At 64.0% G+C, this 16,473-nt stretch carries 17 protein-coding genes and 1 pseudogene; 10 read left to right on the top strand and 8 right to left on the bottom strand.

What is annotated here, in order from left to right:
- The first annotated feature begins 217 nt into the window (after window positions 1–217).
- Together ACTEK7_RS10735 and ACTEK7_RS10730 are read left to right on the top strand one after the other, a co-directional pair.
- Window positions 218–442: a DUF3606 domain-containing protein gene (locus ACTEK7_RS10735; RefSeq protein ID WP_036026050.1), complete on the top strand. Its 225-nt coding sequence runs from the start codon at window positions 218–220 to the stop codon at window positions 440–442.
- A 172-nt stretch (window positions 443–614) separates the two neighbouring features.
- On the top strand, window positions 615–797 hold the full coding sequence (locus tag ACTEK7_RS10730; protein WP_036004233.1) for a hypothetical protein: 183 nt from the start codon (window positions 615–617) through the stop codon (window positions 795–797).
- A 113-nt stretch (window positions 798–910) separates the two neighbouring features.
- Here ACTEK7_RS10730 and ACTEK7_RS10725 read toward each other — a convergent pair whose 3' ends face one another.
- Together ACTEK7_RS10725 and ACTEK7_RS10720 are read right to left on the bottom strand one after the other, a co-directional pair.
- Complete coding sequence (locus tag ACTEK7_RS10725; RefSeq protein WP_036026046.1) at window positions 911–1,180, bottom strand: HGGxSTG domain-containing protein; 270 nt, start codon at window positions 1,178–1,180, stop codon at window positions 911–913.
- A pseudogene (locus ACTEK7_RS10720) lies at window positions 1,177–1,820 on the bottom strand (hypothetical protein). Before ACTEK7_RS10720 ends, ACTEK7_RS10725 begins: the two are co-directional and overlap by 4 nt.
- Before the next feature lie 429 nt (window positions 1,821–2,249).
- On the opposite strand from ACTEK7_RS10720, the gene ACTEK7_RS10715 reads away from it, so the two are divergent.
- Complete coding sequence (locus ACTEK7_RS10715; protein WP_225146167.1) at window positions 2,250–3,233, top strand: Bug family tripartite tricarboxylate transporter substrate binding protein; 984 nt, start codon at window positions 2,250–2,252, stop codon at window positions 3,231–3,233.
- A gap of 11 nt (window positions 3,234–3,244) precedes the next feature.
- On the opposite strand, the gene ACTEK7_RS10710 is transcribed toward ACTEK7_RS10715, so the two are convergent.
- A complete protein-coding gene (locus ACTEK7_RS10710; protein WP_225146166.1) occupies window positions 3,245–3,697 on the bottom strand; it encodes an NUDIX hydrolase in 453 nt (150 codons plus the stop codon).
- Window positions 3,698–3,805: 108 nt separating this feature from the next.
- Here ACTEK7_RS10710 and ACTEK7_RS10705 point away from each other — a divergent pair, with 108 nt between their 5' ends.
- Window positions 3,806–4,867, top strand: a complete 1,062-nt coding sequence (locus ACTEK7_RS10705) for a DUF1236 domain-containing protein (protein ID WP_225146165.1) — start codon at window positions 3,806–3,808, stop codon at window positions 4,865–4,867.
- Between the two features lie 43 nt (window positions 4,868–4,910).
- On the opposite strand, the gene ACTEK7_RS10700 is transcribed toward ACTEK7_RS10705, so the two are convergent.
- Window positions 4,911–5,873 carry a lytic transglycosylase domain-containing protein gene (locus tag ACTEK7_RS10700; protein WP_225146164.1) on the bottom strand — a complete coding sequence of 321 codons (963 nt, stop codon included), beginning with the start codon at window positions 5,871–5,873 and terminating at the stop codon, window positions 4,911–4,913.
- A 178-nt stretch (window positions 5,874–6,051) separates the two neighbouring features.
- On the opposite strand from ACTEK7_RS10700, the gene ACTEK7_RS10695 reads away from it, so the two are divergent.
- Window positions 6,052–7,089: a L,D-transpeptidase family protein gene (locus ACTEK7_RS10695; protein ID WP_463671645.1), complete on the top strand. Its 1,038-nt coding sequence runs from the start codon at window positions 6,052–6,054 to the stop codon at window positions 7,087–7,089.
- Here ACTEK7_RS10695 and ACTEK7_RS10690 read toward each other — a convergent pair.
- The 3 genes from ACTEK7_RS10690 to ACTEK7_RS10680 form a co-directional block, all read right to left on the bottom strand.
- Window positions 7,086–7,361: a hypothetical protein gene (locus tag ACTEK7_RS10690; RefSeq protein ID WP_036004252.1), complete on the bottom strand. Its 276-nt coding sequence runs from the start codon at window positions 7,359–7,361 to the stop codon at window positions 7,086–7,088. The two genes, ACTEK7_RS10695 and ACTEK7_RS10690, sit on opposite strands and share 4 nt — an antisense overlap.
- A gap of 76 nt (window positions 7,362–7,437) precedes the next feature.
- A complete protein-coding gene (locus ACTEK7_RS10685) occupies window positions 7,438–8,295 on the bottom strand; it encodes a VOC family protein (RefSeq protein ID WP_225146163.1) in 858 nt (285 codons plus the stop codon).
- Window positions 8,296–8,438: 143 nt separating this feature from the next.
- Window positions 8,439–9,629 (bottom strand): urate hydroxylase PuuD, encoded by a 1,191-nt coding sequence (locus ACTEK7_RS10680; protein WP_225146162.1) that lies wholly within the window; start codon window positions 9,627–9,629, stop codon window positions 8,439–8,441.
- 263 nt (window positions 9,630–9,892) lie between these two features.
- On the opposite strand from ACTEK7_RS10680, the gene ACTEK7_RS10675 reads away from it, so the two are divergent.
- Window positions 9,893–11,203, top strand: coding sequence for a PQQ-dependent sugar dehydrogenase (locus ACTEK7_RS10675; RefSeq protein WP_057026994.1), 1,311 nt, complete (start codon window positions 9,893–9,895; stop codon window positions 11,201–11,203).
- Between the two features lie 157 nt (window positions 11,204–11,360).
- Here ACTEK7_RS10675 and ACTEK7_RS10670 read toward each other — a convergent pair whose 3' ends face one another.
- Complete coding sequence (locus ACTEK7_RS10670; protein ID WP_036004277.1) at window positions 11,361–12,161, bottom strand: SDR family NAD(P)-dependent oxidoreductase; 801 nt, start codon at window positions 12,159–12,161, stop codon at window positions 11,361–11,363.
- A gap of 243 nt (window positions 12,162–12,404) precedes the next feature.
- On the opposite strand from ACTEK7_RS10670, the gene ACTEK7_RS10665 reads away from it, so the two are divergent.
- The 4 genes from ACTEK7_RS10665 to cyoD are packed head-to-tail and all read left to right on the top strand — an operon-like array spanning window position 12,405 to window position 16,252.
- Window positions 12,405–13,238 carry a cytochrome ubiquinol oxidase subunit II family protein gene (locus tag ACTEK7_RS10665; RefSeq protein ID WP_225146161.1) on the top strand — a complete coding sequence of 278 codons (834 nt, stop codon included), beginning with the start codon at window positions 12,405–12,407 and terminating at the stop codon, window positions 13,236–13,238.
- A complete protein-coding gene (gene cyoB / locus ACTEK7_RS10660; protein ID WP_225146160.1) occupies window positions 13,228–15,228 on the top strand; it encodes a cytochrome o ubiquinol oxidase subunit I in 2,001 nt (666 codons plus the stop codon). The genes ACTEK7_RS10665 and cyoB overlap by 11 nt, the downstream gene beginning before the upstream one ends.
- Window positions 15,228–15,869, top strand: a complete 642-nt coding sequence (locus ACTEK7_RS10655; RefSeq protein WP_036004283.1) for a cytochrome (ubi)quinol oxidase subunit III — start codon at window positions 15,228–15,230, stop codon at window positions 15,867–15,869. Before cyoB ends, ACTEK7_RS10655 begins: the two co-directional genes overlap by 1 nt.
- On the top strand, window positions 15,866–16,252 hold the full coding sequence (gene cyoD, locus ACTEK7_RS10650; protein ID WP_225146159.1) for a cytochrome o ubiquinol oxidase subunit IV: 387 nt from the start codon (window positions 15,866–15,868) through the stop codon (window positions 16,250–16,252). Before ACTEK7_RS10655 ends, cyoD begins: the two co-directional genes overlap by 4 nt.
- Window positions 16,253–16,473: the final 221 nt, after the last annotated feature.

Below are 16,473 nucleotides of genomic sequence, written 5' to 3'. Positions count from 1 at the left end.
ACATTGCCGAGAGGCTAGCCGCATTGCAACGCACCACCTTCGAGACGGCACTCAGCCTGGTAGGGAGTCATGGCGTTGCGCCGCGGGGATAAAGTGTTGTGGGCGTCTCCGCGGTGCGCGCGACGGTTGCATCATCTTCGCTCTTGGGAGCTTCCGTTGGCGAACGTAGGAACAAAGGAGACATCGTCTCTCTTACCTAGGTTAGGGAGACCTGATCATGCTGTCCTCGAGACCGCCACGGCCCATTCGCACGACGCTCGATCTTGCGAACGCTGAGCAGGTCAAGTCGGTCCGCAGGCGGCTTCGCATCTCCAATGCCGATCTGGTCAGGATCGTCGACAAGATCGGCAACTCTCTGGCGGCCATCGAGAAGGAAGTGGAGCTCGAAAAGCTGGCCGTTCAGCAAGGTAGTGCCAGGGACGCAGCGACGACCCTCGAATGAATCCAACCCATCACGTGGGAAAGGAGAATTGCGATGAACAGTCTGATCTACCTCATAGGGCTCATCGTTGTGATCGCCGTCATTCTTTCGTTCTTCGGCTTGCGATGACCCGCCACGGCCCGGCAGGCGACCGCCGCGCCGGTGAAGTCATTCTTAATGTCGCGTGCAGCAAATGGTTGATGCGCACCAGGTCAATACCATCATAGCGACGACGCTTTGTGCGTTCTTCGAGCGGCTTCCCGACGCTCAAATCGGCACTGAGGAAGCCAAGCTGCTGGCCAAGCAAATCACTGAAGCGCTGAACGCAGCTGGGCTGCAGATTGTCCCTGTGGCTCCGGCGAGCACACGGCCCTAGTTCTATGGCTGCGGCACCGAGCTTTCTGACTTAAGGCTCCATCAGAGCTTCGTTTTCTTGAGGTCATGTCTCGCGCCGGAATGGCGTCATCCGCGTCGCTCCTGGGCCGCAATCTATTTCAACTCGATCAGCAGCTTCCAAGCGTCCTCCAGCAAGGCCTTCATCCGGTGTCGCTCGGCGCGGGCGTCCGGTGTGCACATTCCATGTTGATATGCATTCCGGTTGCCCTTCGGAGCGCCCGATCTTGGCGCGCCGCCATGCATGCGGCAGCGGCGCTTGCCGTGCACGGCTGGCGCGCGGCACGCGAGACCGCGGCGCGTCTGCGCCCCGCAGCGCGGGCTCGACTGCATTGCATCGGTATGACGGATGTGATCGCCGGTCATACGCAGGCGCCACTCGTATGGACCTCGCGGCCTGAGCCCGTTTCTGCATTCGAAGTCGTCTCCATTGCGCCAGCCTCCGCAATGATCATGCTGGCATGCTGCGTGACGTTGCCCACGATCGCCCGTCCGCCGTCCTGTACCGACAGGTTTTGCACCGTGATCGCGCGCTCGTCGCTGTTGCGGTGGCGGTTCAGCGCTTCGACCTGGGCGGCGAAGGTGCGCGAGAGCCGGGTCAAGGCGCGGGCGATGCCCTCCTGCTGCGTCAGATCGTCGGTGCAGGCGAGACGGCAGGCACAGCGCATCGCCGCCATGTGCACCGACACCATCTGGGAGACCAGCAAGGCCTCGATGGAATCCTTCGGCGCGATGCTCCTGATGGTCGAGATCATGAAGGCGAGATTGGCCTCATCCGGCTTCTGCCCGACCACGCTGGCCTTGACCAATTGCCTCAATATGCCGTGCATCGCGTCGCGATCCGGGGCGCCGAGCGCCTCGGCCAGCAGCCGCTCGCCGGCCTGTGAGTCGGGATGGCTGATCGCAATGCGCCGCTTGTAGAGTTTTACGCGCGGGTCGCGGCGGGGACGCTGCGATCGGATGCCGCGAGCGGCGAGGGGATGTGGCGTTCGAGAGCTGTCGTCATGGGCATGTGTCCTTTGAGCGCGCAGGCGCGAACGGCCGTTCGCCGCTGCGCGCGAATGCGGATTTCGGAATGTCGATGAAGGGTTTAGACGCAACCGCGTCGGCACGGGTCCGGACCGGCAGGCCGTGACGCTCGCGACTGTTGCGATGATGGCATTATGGCACTGTTTTGCCCGACGCGACAGAATTTATTTCGTAAATCCGAAAAATTTCCTCGGCCCTGCGCAAGCCTTTGTTCTGAAAGGGGCGGTCTACTGTGCATGGGGTTGTTTTCGCACTTTTGTATTGGAAGCGGCACGCACGTGCCGTGCGGCGGAATGCCGGCGCTCAAACGCGATTGCGAAATCCGGCACGGCCGCTATTCATGACTTCTACGGCGTCGCACCAACAAGCATGCACAAGCGACGCCAAGAGGTCTGGGAGAGAACGAATGCAACGAACCGCCCGCCTGCTGGCAGTCATCGCAGCTCTATGCGCCTTGGCGCCGGCGACAGAGGCTCTCGCGCAGAAATATCCGTCGCGGCCGGTCAAGATCATGGTCGGCTTCAGTGCGGGCGGCCCGGTCGACGTCGTCGCGCGCATCATTGGCGACCGCTTGAGCAACAAGCTCGGCCAGCCCTTCGTGGTCGAGAACCGCGCCGGCGCCAACGGCATGATCGCGGCCGAAGCCGTCGCGCGCGCCGAGGCGGACGGCTACACCATGCTCGCCTGCAACTCGTCGACGATCACGCTGAACAAGACGCTGTTCAAGGACATCCGCTACGATCCGCAAGTCGACTTTGCGTCGCTCACCACGGTGGTCTCGGCGCCGCTCGTCCTCGTCGTCAACCCCGAGAATCCCAAGACGGCGAACGTCAAGTCGGTGGCCGATCTCGTCGCGGCGGCGAAGGCCGCGCCCGGCGCGCTCGCCTACGGCTCCGGCGGCAACGGCAATCTCGCCCATCTCGCCATGGAGCTGCTCAGCCAGAAAGCCGGCATCAAGCTGATCCATGTGCCCTATCGCGGCGGCTCGGCCGCCGAGGTCGGCATTCTCGCGCAGGAGGTGCTGGCGGTGTTCGATCCGCTCTCCGCCGTGCCGCTGGTCAAGGCCGGCAAGCTGCGCGCGCTGGCAGTGTCCTCGGCCGAGCGGCTGCCGGCGCTGCCCGACGTGCCGACCGTGGCGGAAGCCGACTATCCCGGATTCGACATCTCGTTCTGGGTCGGCTTCTTCATGCCCAAGGCAACACCCGCGCCGATCCTGGAAACCCTGCACCGGGAGATCGTCGCCGCCGCCAAGGATCCCTCGGCCGAGGAGAAGCTCGGCGCGCAAGGCGTCGTCAGCGTGCTCAGCCCGGCCGACTACGCCGCGGAGATCGCCAAGGAGACCAAGGAGCTCGCAGAGGTGGTCGCGGCGGCGAACATCAAGGCGGAATAGGGCGCGACGCGCTATCTGCCGATCAGCAGCTTAAGCCGGTCGAGCAGCGGACGCTGTCCTGCATTGATCTTCTCCTGCGCCGCGTCGAGCGTGAACCATTCGGCGCGGTCGACTTCCGGAAAGGCCTGCCGCTTGCCGCTGCGCGGCGGCCATTCCATCTCGAACGTGTTGCTGCGAATGCTGCGCACGTCGAGATCGAGCTCGGCCGCGAAGGCGGTGACGAGCTTGCCCCCGCGCTGCCTGACCTGGCCCAGCGGGGTCAGCGGCATGGAAAGCTCCTGTCCCAGCTCCTCGGCGAACTCACGTCGCGCCGCGATCTCCGCGTCGTCCGTGTATTCACCCTTCGGGATCGACCATGCGCCGAGATCCTTGTTGCGCCAGAACGGCCCTCCGGGATGGACCAGGAGCACCTCGATGTTCCCACGCTTGCGATAGGCGATGATCCCGGCACTCTTCGATGGCATTGCAGGTTCCGCAGAAAAAGAGCCGCGGCCTTCCCTCGGGAAAAAGTGGAACTGCGCGTCCTAGCGCAGGTTAGTAGCCAATGTTCATTTGATGAAAGGGAGTGAACCATGATCCGCCTGTTGGCAACCACCGCATTGGGGGTGGTGCTGGCGAGCGCCGCGTATGCGCAATCGCCCAGCACGAATCCGCCGTCTCAGCAGACGCCGCAGTCCCAGTCGAACTCGACCGCGCCATCCACGAGCTCGCCGTCGAGCGCGACCGACAAGCAGCAGACCACATCGCAACCGCAGCAATCCCCGTCGTCGGGAACGCCGGCCCAGACCACGCAGGCCAACCCACCCTCGTCCGGCTCCGGCACCGCCAATACGGGCTCGACTGCGCAGTCGCAGAGCGGTGCGACAAATTCCAATGCAACCGGCAACCAGCCTGCAACGCAGCAGAGCGCCAACCCGCCAGCTGCGAACACCAACCAGGCACAGGACCGGTCCAATCCGCCGCCGGCCAGCAATCAAGCCCAGCAGGCACCGGCCGCATCTGGAACCAACCAGGCCCAGCAGGCACCGACTGCGCCGACGAGCAACCAGGCGGCCGCCCAGGCCGACGTCAACCTCAACAAGCAGCAGGAGACCAAGATCAGCGCGTCGATCTCGCACCTCAACGTGCGGCCGCTGACCAATGTCAATTTCGCGCTGAACGTCGGCACGGTGGTGCCGCGCGACGTGCACCTCTCGACGCTGCCGCCCGACGTCGTCGAGATCGTGCCGCAATATCGCGGCTACAGCTTTGCGCTGGTGAAAGATCAGATCGTCGTGGTCGATCCGGCGACCTACAAGATCGTGACGGTGCTGCCATACTCAGGCCAGTCCACGGCGACAACGACCACGCGCGAGCGCAGCGCCAGCAAGTTCTCGGATCGCGATCGCGAGGTGATCCGCAAGCATGCGAAAACCCGTACCGAGGGGCGCAAGGAAGTGCGGACCACCGGCAGCACGGCGCGCAGTGAGATCCGCGTCGGTGACCGTCTTCCCGAGAGCGTCGAGGTCGAGGAATTCCCGACCACGGTCTACCGCGATGCGCCGGGCTTGCGTGAATATCGCTACATCCACCGCGACACCCGGACCTATGTCATCGAGCCGCGCGAGCGGCGGGTGATCGAGGAGATCGACTAGGTCGATTTAGGTCGGAGCCGCCGCAAGCGAGCGGCTCCGATCGTTAGCCTGACGTCCGTTCGCGCGATGCGAGACGAACGGCGCGCGCCTTCGCGCTCTTTCCGGCCGCGCGTGCCGCGATCATGCTGCGGGCCTTGCCGGGAGCCGTGACATTCTTCCGCAACAGTGTGGCGAGCCGCTTGCGGGCGCCCTTCGTCGTCACGCGCGCCGCGACTTGCTCCGCCTTGCGAATGATGTTCGCAACCGAAGGCGTCAGGTTCACCGGAACCCAGGCGACGTCCTTGGCCTTCGAAAGACTGCCGATGCCTTCGCATGGCGCTTCGCGCGGCAGGTCGATGCGGATCGCGAGTGCCTCCGACCGTTCGGTCCAGTCTTCGGCCTTGGTGCCGGTGATGATCCGGACATAGTCGCGCGTCTCACGCGGCAGCTCGCTCTGCCTGGCAAGCCATTTCTGGATACGGCCGGGACCGGCATTGTAGGCCGCGGCAGCAAGGCCGAGATTGCCGAAATCGTCGCGCAGCTTGCGCAGGAATTTTGCCGACGCCGGCAGCGCCTTCATCGGATCGAAGGGATCGTCGAGCCCGACCTCGGCGGCCGTCCCCGGCATGAACTGCGCGACGCCCTGCGCGCCAGCATGGCTGACCTCGTTGGACTTGAAGCGGCTCTCCTGCCAGATCAGGCGCGCGAAGAACGGCACCGGAATGCCGCTGGATTCGGCGGCCTCGCGCAGCGCGTGACAAAATCGTTCGGTTGGCGAGGGCTCCGCCTGCACCACCGGCTCGACCGCGCGCGGTGGCTCGATCACCTGCTCGTAAGCCGCGTGCGCGTTGGCAAGCTCGATCGCCTGCACGCTGGCGACGAAGAGCTCGACCACCGGAACAAGTGACGAGGCATGATTGTTCTTGAGAACAGTGGTGTCGAAACGTGATGCTTGGCGGGATGCCGACGGATCGAGATCGCACATCAGAAGCAGAAACGCGGCGCAAGCCGCGACGACAAATCGCATTTGCTGGGAGAACCTCGAACTGTGGGATGAACGGCCAGCGATGCGCCGGCGATAGGAAGTTCTTAACCGTCCGATTGCGGCAAAGCTGCGATCTCGTCGGTTCCTTCGGTGTTACTACGGTGTTCCCGAAGCGAAACCATCCGCGGTTTTTGCGGGCCGTTTGCGAGTGGGATGCGCGATGACGATGCGATGGATACTAGGCGCGGTGATGTCGCTGTGGCTCGTCGCTCCGGCGCTCGCAGGCAATCTCGAGCCTGCTGCGGTGAATGACGCTGCGCGTCCTGCGAAGCCGCCGGCCACCGACAAGCTGAATGCAGCCGTGGTGAAGCTTCAGGTGCTGCTCGACCGCGCGCAATTTTCGCCCGGCGAAATTGACGGCAAGCTCGGCGAGAACGCGCAGAAGGCGCTCAAGGCGTTCGCGGAGCAGAACGGCATCGCATCCGACAAGGTTGTGGCGCCGGAGCTCTGGGACAAGCTGACCGCGGCGAGCGAGGGCCCGATCCTCGTCGACTACAAGATCACCGGCGCCGACGTGAAGGGACCGTTCTTAAAGAAGCTGCCGGCCAAGCTCGATGACATGAAGTCGCTGGACGCGCTGAGCTACACCAGCCCGCTCGAAGGAGTTGCCGAGAAATTCCACATGAGCGCGGATCTGCTCAAGGCGCTCAATCCGGGCAAGACCTTCGACAAGGCCGGAGAGACGATCGTCGTCACAAACGTTCCGGCGCGGCGCGAGCTGCCGCGCATTGCCCGGCTCGAAGTCGATAAGACCAACGGGACCTTGAAAGCGTTCGACGCAAGCGGCGCTCTGCTGGCGTTCTATCCGGCGTCAGTCGGCAGTCCGGATCGCCCGACGCCAACGGGAACGCTGAAGGTCACCGCCAGCCACGAGCTGCCGACCTACCGCTACAATCCCGACTACAAGTTCAAGAGCGTCAAGTCCAAGAGACCGTTCGACATCAAGCCGGGTCCGAACAATCCGGTGGGCGCATACTGGATCGGCCTGTCGGCGCAGGGCTACGGCATCCACGGAACGGCAGAGCCCGACAAGGTCAGCAAGTCGGCGTCGCACGGCTGCGTTCGGCTCACCAATTGGGACGCGCGTGTGCTCGGCGAGAACGTGAAGCGCGGCATGTCCGTCGTCTTCCTTGATGCGCCGACGGAATCCTCATCGAAGCGGCAGGGCACGCCCGCTGCGAAGCGTGCCGCGAACTAGTCCTTCGGAAAATCCTTGCGCATCGCGATCTCCGCGGCGTCGCCGGGCGACAGCACGTTTTGATCGAAGGCGGCCTGCGGCGTCGTCATGATGTCGTAGAGCGAGATGCCCTTGATCGGCTTGCCCATGAGCTCGCGGACGCATTCGGCGAGCGTGCCGTTGTAGACGAGATAGGGCGGCCCGCGATCCTTCTGCCGCTCGCCCTTCAGCGACGGCCATTTCTTCAGCTCGGCCGGCGCGTCATAGGCGATCGGCGATCCCTCTTTGAACATGCGTTTGGCCCCGGTGGCTTGATGGCCGGGAAGTCTACAGCCGCCGGGTAAACGCCTGTTAAAGAATTGGTTCAAATCAGCCGGCAATGAAGGCGAGCAGGGTGCCGTTGGCCTTGGCCGGCGGCACGCAGATCGCAGCTGCGCTCCGCACGGCGGCTGGCCCCAGCGCCTTCTCGGTCGCCGCGAGGTCGCCGCTGACCAGCACCAGCGCGGCGCCACCGCGCTCTGAGAGGCCATTCAGCGACACGCCGGGATAGCGCTTGGCGAGCTGGTCCAGCGTCAAATAGACGAAGTCGGCGCGATCGCCGCCGGAGGGCACGATGATGGCGCCGTCCGCGTCGGTCTTCGCCTCGCGGTCGATCAGGCGGGCGAGATGCGCGGCCTCCTTGGCGGGCTCTGGCGTTGCGATCAGCGTCTGCTTGATCCGCTTGGCCGCATTGGCGTGGGTCATCAGCTCGGGGATCCACACGGTCTCGCGGGTCTTGTGCTGGCAGGCGAAGATGCGCACGCCGCCCGGCGCTTCAGCCGTCGGCCACATGAAGGTGCGGAATTTAGCCGCCGAGATCGTGCCATCTGGCAGCGTGACAGGGCGTTCGAAATCGGTCGGGCCGATCGGCTCCAGGCCCCGTGCACGGATCTCCTCGGCGCCGGCGGCGCTATCGACAGCGGTGAAAGCGATGCGCTCGATGCCCTCGCCATGGCGCTCGACGAAGGCGCGGGCCGGCGCATTGTGCTCGGTTGCCACGAGCACGCCGAGCAGCTCCATGTAATCGGGGTCGAACATGATGGTGTAATTGCCGGTGCCCATATGCGCGCTGTGGGTGCCGCGCGGCGAGACCGTGAAGCCGAGTTGTCTGTAGTTCTCGGCGGCCTTGTCGAGGTCCTTCACCATGACGACGGCGTGGTCGATACCGATGACGTTCTTGAGGGCCACTGTTGCTATTCCCCGATTGCAAGCTGATTTTGCGCCGCGCCGGCGGCTGTCGGCCATGTCTACGCCGGATGGGCCGTCAAGTCATTTTCAATTCGGCGAGAGATGCGGAATTTCATTCCGCGCGATGCATCCTCCGACGCGCTTCAGCGCGCCTGCTCGAGGTAAGCCGCGAGGACGGCGCGCTCCTCGCCGGTCATTTCCGTGATGTTGCCCGGCGGCATCGCATTCGACCAGGCCGCGACCCGTCCGATCAGGCGGATGTTGCGATGGATGTGCTCGGGCGTGTCGAGCACAATGCCCTTCGGCGCGGCGACGATGCCGGCCCAGACCGGCTCGGCCGCGTGGCACATGCTGCAGCGGGACATCACGATCTCCTCGACATTGGCGGCCGTGACCGGCGCCGACAATGCGCCCGTCTTCACCTCGCGCGGTCCGGCGGCGGAGAGGAGGAGGATCGCAATCACGCCGGCCGCGGCCACGCCCCACACCCACCAGGGTGATTGGCGCCCGGCATGACGCTCGTTGAAGAAGTGGCGGATCACCGGCCCGAGCGCCAGGACGATCGCGACGATGATCCAGTTGAAGCGCGTGGCGTAGAGCAGGGGATAGTGGTTGCTGATCATCAGCACGACGACGGGAAGCGTCAGGTAATTGTTGTGGACCGAGCGTTCCTTGCTGGCCTTGCCGAGCTTGGGGTCAGGCGCCTGTCCGGCGATCAGGCTGGCCACGATCTTCTTCTGGTTCGGGATGATCAGCGTGAAGACGTTGGCCACCATGATGGTGCCGATGATCGCGCCGATCTGGTTGAAGGCGCCGCGTCCGCTCAGCACATGGGTGAAGGCGTAAGTGAGTGCGACCAGGAACAGATAGCCGCCGATGGCGAAAGGCAGTTCGCGCTGGGCGAGCCCGGTGCGGCAGGCGGCCTCATAGAGCAGCCACGCCAGCGCCAGGCTGCAGAAGCTGAACAGCCCGGCCTGGAATGATGTGAGGTCGAGGATCGACTTGTCGACCAGGAACAAGTCGGCCTCGAGATAATACACCACCACCATCAGCGCGAAGCCGGACAGCCAGGTGGTGTAGGCCTCCCATTTGAACCAGGTCAGCTCGTCCGGCATCTGGCTGGGCGCGACCAGGTATTTCATGATCCGGTAGAAGCCGCCGCCATGGACCTGCCAGGCCTCGCCCTGCACGCCGCCCGGCAGGTCGGCCTTCGGCTTCAGGCTGAGGTCGAGGGCGATGAAATAGAAGGAACTGCCGATCCAGGCGATTGCGGCCACCACGTGCAGCCAGCGCAGCAGCAGGCTCGCCCATTCCGATATGACGGATCCCCACATGATCTCCTCATCCGGCGCGACCTGGATGCCGCAGCCTCCATGACCGTAACCGGCGATTGCCGCCCTCACAATGTGTCGCACCGTTCAACCGCATTTTCCAGTATGATGGACTGCGGCTGATGCACATCGTGCGGGCATGAACTGACGTGGGATTCGGCAGGCGCCAAACTCGCCGAGAGACCTTTTGCGGGTGATCGGCGTTGACGCACGACACGCCCAAGGCGGAGGACGACGAATTGAGCGACAGGATAAGGTTCGTGGCGATGCTCGCAGCGCTGCTGGCTGCTGCTGCGGCCGGCGCACACGCCGAGCCCGTGTTGCAGGGCAAGGATGCCTATGGCGATTGGCGCGCCGACAAGCCCGGCACGGTCAGGCTGATCCGGCCGCAGGATCTGGTCAGGCCCGGCGCCACGCGATCGGTTGCGAGCTCGTCGCGCGTGGTGCCGCGTCCGCCGGAAGCCCAGCTCCAGGTGCCGGCCGGCTTCAAGATCGAGCTGTTCGCCGAAGGCCTGCGTGCGCCGCGCATCATCCGCGCGGCGCCGAATGGCGATGTGTTCGTCGCGGAAACACGCGCCGGCACCGTTCGGGTGCTGCGCGCGGGCGAGGGCGGCAAGGTCGCGACCAACGAGATCTTCGCCAGCGGCCTGCGGCAGCCGTTCGGCATCGCTTTCTTTCCGAACGGCGACAATCCGCAATGGGTCTATGTCGCCAACACCGACAGCGTCGTTCGCTTTCCCTACAAGGCCGGCGATGTGAAGGCGCGCGGCAAAGCGGAGACGGTTGTCGCAAGCCTGCCGGATGGGGGCCATTCCACCCGCGATATCGTCTTCACGCCCGACAACAAGCGTATGCTGGTGTCGGTGGGTTCGCTCAGCAACGTCGCCGAAGGCATGGGCACGCCGCCCGGCGGGATGGAGGCGTGGGCGAAGACGCAGCCGCTCGGCGCCACATGGGCCAGCGAGCTCGAGCGCGGCGCGGTGCTGGCCTTCAACCCTGACGGCAAGGAGCGAAAGATCCATGCCACCGGTATCCGCAACTGCGTCGGCCTCGCGATCCAGCCGCAGACCGGTCTGCCCTGGTGCTCGACCAATGAGCGCGACGGTCTCGGCGACGACCTCGTACCCGATTACGTCACGAGCGTGAAGGAAGGCGCGTTCTACGGCTGGCCGTGGTTCTATATCGGTGGCAATGAAGACCCGCGCCATGCCGGCGCGCGGCCGGATCTCAAGGACAAGGTGACTGTGCCCGATGTGCTGATCCAGCCGCACTCGGCCTCACTCGGCATGACCTTTTACCAGGGCGCGCAGTTTCCGCCCGAATACCAGGGCGACGCCTTCGCCGCCCAGCACGGCTCCTGGAACAGGTCGAAACGCACCGGCTACAAGGTGATCCGCATCCGCATGAAGGACGGCAAGCCGACCGGCGAGTACGAGGATTTCGTCACCGGGTTCGTCGTGAACGATACGGAAGTGTGGGGCAGGCCGGTGGGAGTGGCGGTGGCGAAGGATGGATCGCTGCTGATCTCGGAAGATGGCAACGGCACGATCTGGCGGGTGACAAGCGCGCCGCGGTGACGCTGCACCCTCTCTCCTTGTGGGAGAGGGTGGCTTCGCGAACGCGAAGCCGGGTGAGGGGTATCTATCGTCACGAGCAGTCTCAGGTGTAGAGAGAACCCCTCATCCGGCGCTTTGCGCCACCTTCTCCCACAAGGGGAGAAGGAAGAAGAGCACCTCATCCCCGTCTCACGCTCGCACCACCATCCACCGGCAGCGTCACACCGGTGATGAAATTCGCCTCATCGCTCGCCAGGAACAGCGCGGCGTTGGCGACGTCCCAGCCCGTACCCATCTTTCTGCGCAGCGGCACCTTGCTGTCGCGTTCGGCTTCGACCTCGGCGCGGGTCTTGTGCCATTCGCGGGCGCGGGTGTCGACGGCCATCGGCGTGTTCATCAGGCCGGGCAGGATGACGTTGGCGCGGATGCCGTATTCGGCGTTCTGGTAGGCGAGCTGTTCGGTGAAGGCGATCATCGCCGACTTCGTCGCCTTGTAGGCGACGTAAGGATAGGTGGTGATCGCGGCCATCGACGAGATGTTGATGATGGCGCCGCTTCTCTGCGCGCGCATGATCGGGATCACTTCCTTCGCGGCGAGGATGCAGCTCTTCAGATTGATGGCGACGACGCGATCGAATGCCTCCTCGGTTATTTGCAGCAGCTCGGCATCGCCACCAGCGAGGCTGACGCCGACATTGTTGTGCAGCACGTCGATACGTTCCCAGCGCGATTGCGCGTCCGCAACCATCGCCTTGATGTCCGCAGCCTTGGTCACGTCCGCCTTGAAGGCCGCCGCCGTGCCGCCTTTCGCGGTGATCATCGTGACCGTCTCCTGCGCCGATTCCAGATGGTGGTCGACACACAAGACCTTGGCGCCCTCGCGCGCGAAGATGAGCGCGGTCGCGCGGCCGTTGCCCATGCCTTCGCCGGGGCTTTGCCCGGCGCCGACGACGATCGCGACCTTGTCCTTCAAGCGCATCTCGGTTCACTCCCGTCCTTGTCATTATTTTCGTGCAGACTAGCAATCGCGCTCCTGGGAGAGAAGAGCGCGCTTTCCGCGTTCATGTCATTGACATCACACGGAATTGCATGTGGCGGCCGGTCCATCGCGCATGGCTGGCCGTTGCGGTCGAGGAACCGTTCCGGCCTCGCAGCGTTTGTCGCGGAGCCTTTCCCGCGCTAGGCTCAGTCCCGGGGCTTCCCAACCACCAGTGGCTTGCCGATGAATCTGCTCGATCCGCAAGGGCCCGTGGCTGCGGCCAATAGAACTATTTTGGTCGATTCGGTCTTCATCATGCTCGTGATCGTGGTGCCGACCATCTTCGCGATTCTGGCTTTCGCGTTCTGGTTTCGCGCCTCGAATCCGAGAGCACGCTACCAGCCGGAGTTCGTCTATTCCGGCCGCGTCGAGATGGTGGTGTGGTCGATTCCGGCGCTCACCGTGATCCTGCTCGGCGGCGTCGCCTGGATCGGCTCGCACCAGCTCGATCCCGCCGCGCCCGTGCCGGGCACCGGCAGCCCGGTGCGGATCCAGGCCGTCTCGCTCGACTGGAAATGGCTGTTCATCTATCCGGACCAGCGCATCGCCACCGTCAACACCCTGACGGTGCCGGCAGGCGCCGAGCTGAATTTCCAGCTGACGTCGTCGAGCGTGATGAACACGTTCTTCATCCCGCAGCTCGGTAGCATGATCTACACCATGAACGGCATGGTGACGAAGCTGAACCTGCGCGCCGACAACCAAGGCAAGCTTCAGGGCCTCTCCGCGCATTTCTCCGGCGACGGCTTCCCGGACATGATGTTCGACGTCAACGTGATCTCGCCGCTCGCCTTCCCGGACTGGGTGGCGAATACGGCGAAGACGGACGCGGTGCTGAACGAGGACAGCTACAAGAAGCTGATGCAGCAGGGGATCGAGAAGGGCAGGCCGGTCTACCGCCTCGACGATCCGCGCCTGTTCGATTTGATCGCGACCCAGCACATTCCGCCCGGACCCGGGCCGGCGCTCGCGTCCGAAGCAGGCCGGTCGCACAGTGGAGGCCATCATGCTCGGTAAGCTCGATTGGTCGGCCATCCCGCTCGACCAGCCGATTCCGCTCGTCGCCGGCGCGGTGGTGCTGGTCGCGATCCTCGGCGTGCTGGGCTGGGTCGTGGTGAAGGGACATCTGCCCTATCTCTGGCACGAATGGATCACCAGCGTCGATCACAAGCGCATCGGCGTCATGTACATCCTGCTCGCCTCGGTGATGCTGCTGCGCGGCGGCAGCGACGCCATCATGATGCGGATACAGCAGGCTGTGGCCTATCAGTCGCAGGGCTATCTGCCGCCGGAGCACTACAACCAGATCTTCTCCGCGCACGGCACCATCATGATCTTCTTCGTGGCGATGCCGTTCGTGATCGGGCTGATGAACCTCATCGTACCGCTCCAGCTCGGCGTGCGCGACGTCGCGTTCCCGACGCTCAATTCGGTCGGCTTCTGGCTGACGGCCACCGGCGCGCTGTTGGTCAATATCTCGCTCGTGGTCGGCGAATTCGCGCGCACCGGCTGGCTCGCCTTTCCGCCGCTGTCGGAACTGTCCTATTCGCCTGGCGTCGGCGTCGACTATTACGCCTGGTCGCTGCAGATCTCCGGCGTCGGCACGCTGGTGGCCGGCATCAATCTCGTCACCACCGTGCTGAAGCTGCGCACCAAGGGCATGAACTACCTGCGCATGCCGATGTTCTGCTGGACCACGCTGGCCTCGAACCTCCTCATCGTCGCGGCGTTCCCGATCCTTACCGCGACGCTGGCGATGCTGCTGCTCGACCGCTATCTCGGTTTCCACTTCTTCACCAACGAGGCCGGCGGCAACGTCATGATGTTCATGAACCTGATCTGGGCCTGGGGCCATCCCGAGGTCTACATCCTGGTGCTGCCCGCCTTCGGCATCTTCTCCGAGGTGGTCTCGACATTCTCCGGCAAGGCGCTATTCGGCTACCGCTCCATGGTGCTCGCGACCATGGCGATCTGTGTCGTCTCCTTCATGGTCTGGCTGCACCACTTCTTCACGATGGGCGCAGGTCCCAACGTCAATGCCATCTTCGGCATCGCCAGCATGATCATTGCGATACCGACCGGCGTGAAGATCTACAATTGGCTGTTCACGATGTATGGCGGCCGCATCCGTTTTGCGACACCAATGTTGTGGTCGGTCGGCTTCATGGTGACGTTCCTCATCGGCGGACTGACCGGCGTGCTGCTCGCGGTGCCGCCGGCCGACTTCATCCTCCACAACAGCATGTTCCTGGTGGCGCACTTCCACAACGTGATCATCGGCGGCGTGCTGTTCGGTGTTTTTGCCGGCTTCGAGTACTGGTTCCCGAAGGCGTTCGGGTTCCGTCTCGACGAACGCTGGGGCAAGGCCGCGTTCTGGTTCACCTTCATCGGTTTCTTCATAACCTTCATGCCGCTCTACATTGCCGGCATGCTCGGCATGACCCGGCGCATGCAGCACTACGACGTCGCGGCTTGGCGGCCCTGGATGATCGTTGCGGCGGTCGGCGTGGCGGTGCTGACGATCGGGGTGATCTGTCAGATCGTGCAGCTCGTCGTCAGCATCCGCAATCGCGAGGCGTTGCGCGACCGCACCGGTGATCCCTGGGACGGGCGCTCGCTGGAATGGGCAACCTCGTCGCCGCCGCCGGTGTTCAATTTCGCGTTCAACCCCGATGTGCGCGGCGAGGACGCCTATTGGGATATGAAGGCGCGCGCGAAGCAGCAATCGCTCGCGCATGAGACGCCGGATTATCAGGACATCGAGATGCCCCGGAATTCCCCGACCGGATTCGTCTGTGCCTTCTTCGCCACCATCATGGGATTCGCGCTGATCTGGCACATCTGGTGGATGGTGATCCTGGGCGGCTTGGGCGCTTGGGCGACCTTCGTCGTGTTCGCCTGGCGCGATCATGACGAATACGTCATTCCGGCCGAGGAGGTCGCCCGCATCGACCGCAGCAACATCGAGGAACGGCGCAACCTCGTCAGCATGGCGGGAGCAGTCTGATGGCGATGATCGCGACCGCAGGCCACGCGCACGCCGACCCCCATCATATCGGCCTCGTCATCGAGCATCCTGGCCCCGCGCCGAAGCGGATCGTGACCGCCTACGGCTTCTGGATCTTCCTGCTCTCTGACATCGTGATGTTCTCCTGCTTCTTTGCTGCCTATGCGGTGCTGTCAGGCCAGACCGCCGGCGGCCCCAAGGGCGCGGAGATCTTCGAGCAGAGGAACGTGGCGATCGAGACGGTCTGCCTGCTGCTGTCGAGCTTCACCTGCGGCATGGCCAGCATCGCCGCCGACGTGCGCAACCGGTTCTGGTTTTATCTTAGCATGACCGTGACCTGCGTGCTCGGGCTGATATTCCTCGTTCTCGAGTTTCGCGAATTTGCCGACCTGATCGCGCGTGGCTATGGCCCGTCACGAAGTGCATTCCTGACCGCGTTCTTCTCGCTGGTCGGCTGCCATGGTCTGCACGTCTCGGCCGGCGTGCTGTGGCTGCTCACCATGATGGCCCAGGTGTTCGCAAAGGGCTTTCGCGCCGACATCTTGCGCCGGATGACGTGCTTTGCGCTGTTCTGGCACGCGCTCGACATCGTCTGGGTCGCAGTGTTCTCCGTCGTTTACCTGCTCGGGAGCGCGCCATGAGTGAGCAGACGCATGGAATGGTCAAACACGACCTCGCGCCGGGCGAGGAAGAGGAGCATAGCGTCGGCGCAAGGATCCTCGGTTACGTCGTCGGGCTCGTGCTCGCGCTGCTGCTCACGGCGACGTCGTTCTTCATCGCCGGCACGGACCTGGTCTGGCAGCCCTCGATTCCCGTCGCGCTGATCGTGCTCGCGATCACACAGATGGGCGTGCATCTGGTGTTCTTCCTGCATATCACCACTGGCCCCGACAACACCAACAACGTGCTGGCGCTCGCCTTCGGGCTGCTGGTGGTGTTGCTGGTGGTCGGCGGCACGGTCTGGATCATGGCGAATCTCAACGCCAACATGCCGCCGATGGACCAGATCATGCGGATGCAGTGACAGCCGCACAAAAAGAAAGAGCCGCTTGCTTGTGACAAGCGGCCCAAGTCTAGGGAGGAAACGCCCAAGCAAAGACAATCGGCCGGAGCCGGATTGCTGCCAAGGAAACGCTCGCGCAAGGGCGCTTGCGTCGGCATACAAATGCAGCAACCGTCGACGAAGTTCAATTCCGGATCAATACGGTCTCGGATTACCACTCACGGGTGCGTGAGGGAGCTTGC

This window comes from Bradyrhizobium sp. JHI2711 (assembly GCF_056156565.1).
The sequence above is the reverse complement of the archived record's forward strand: the minus strand, read 5'-3'. Positions and strand labels throughout refer to the sequence as shown.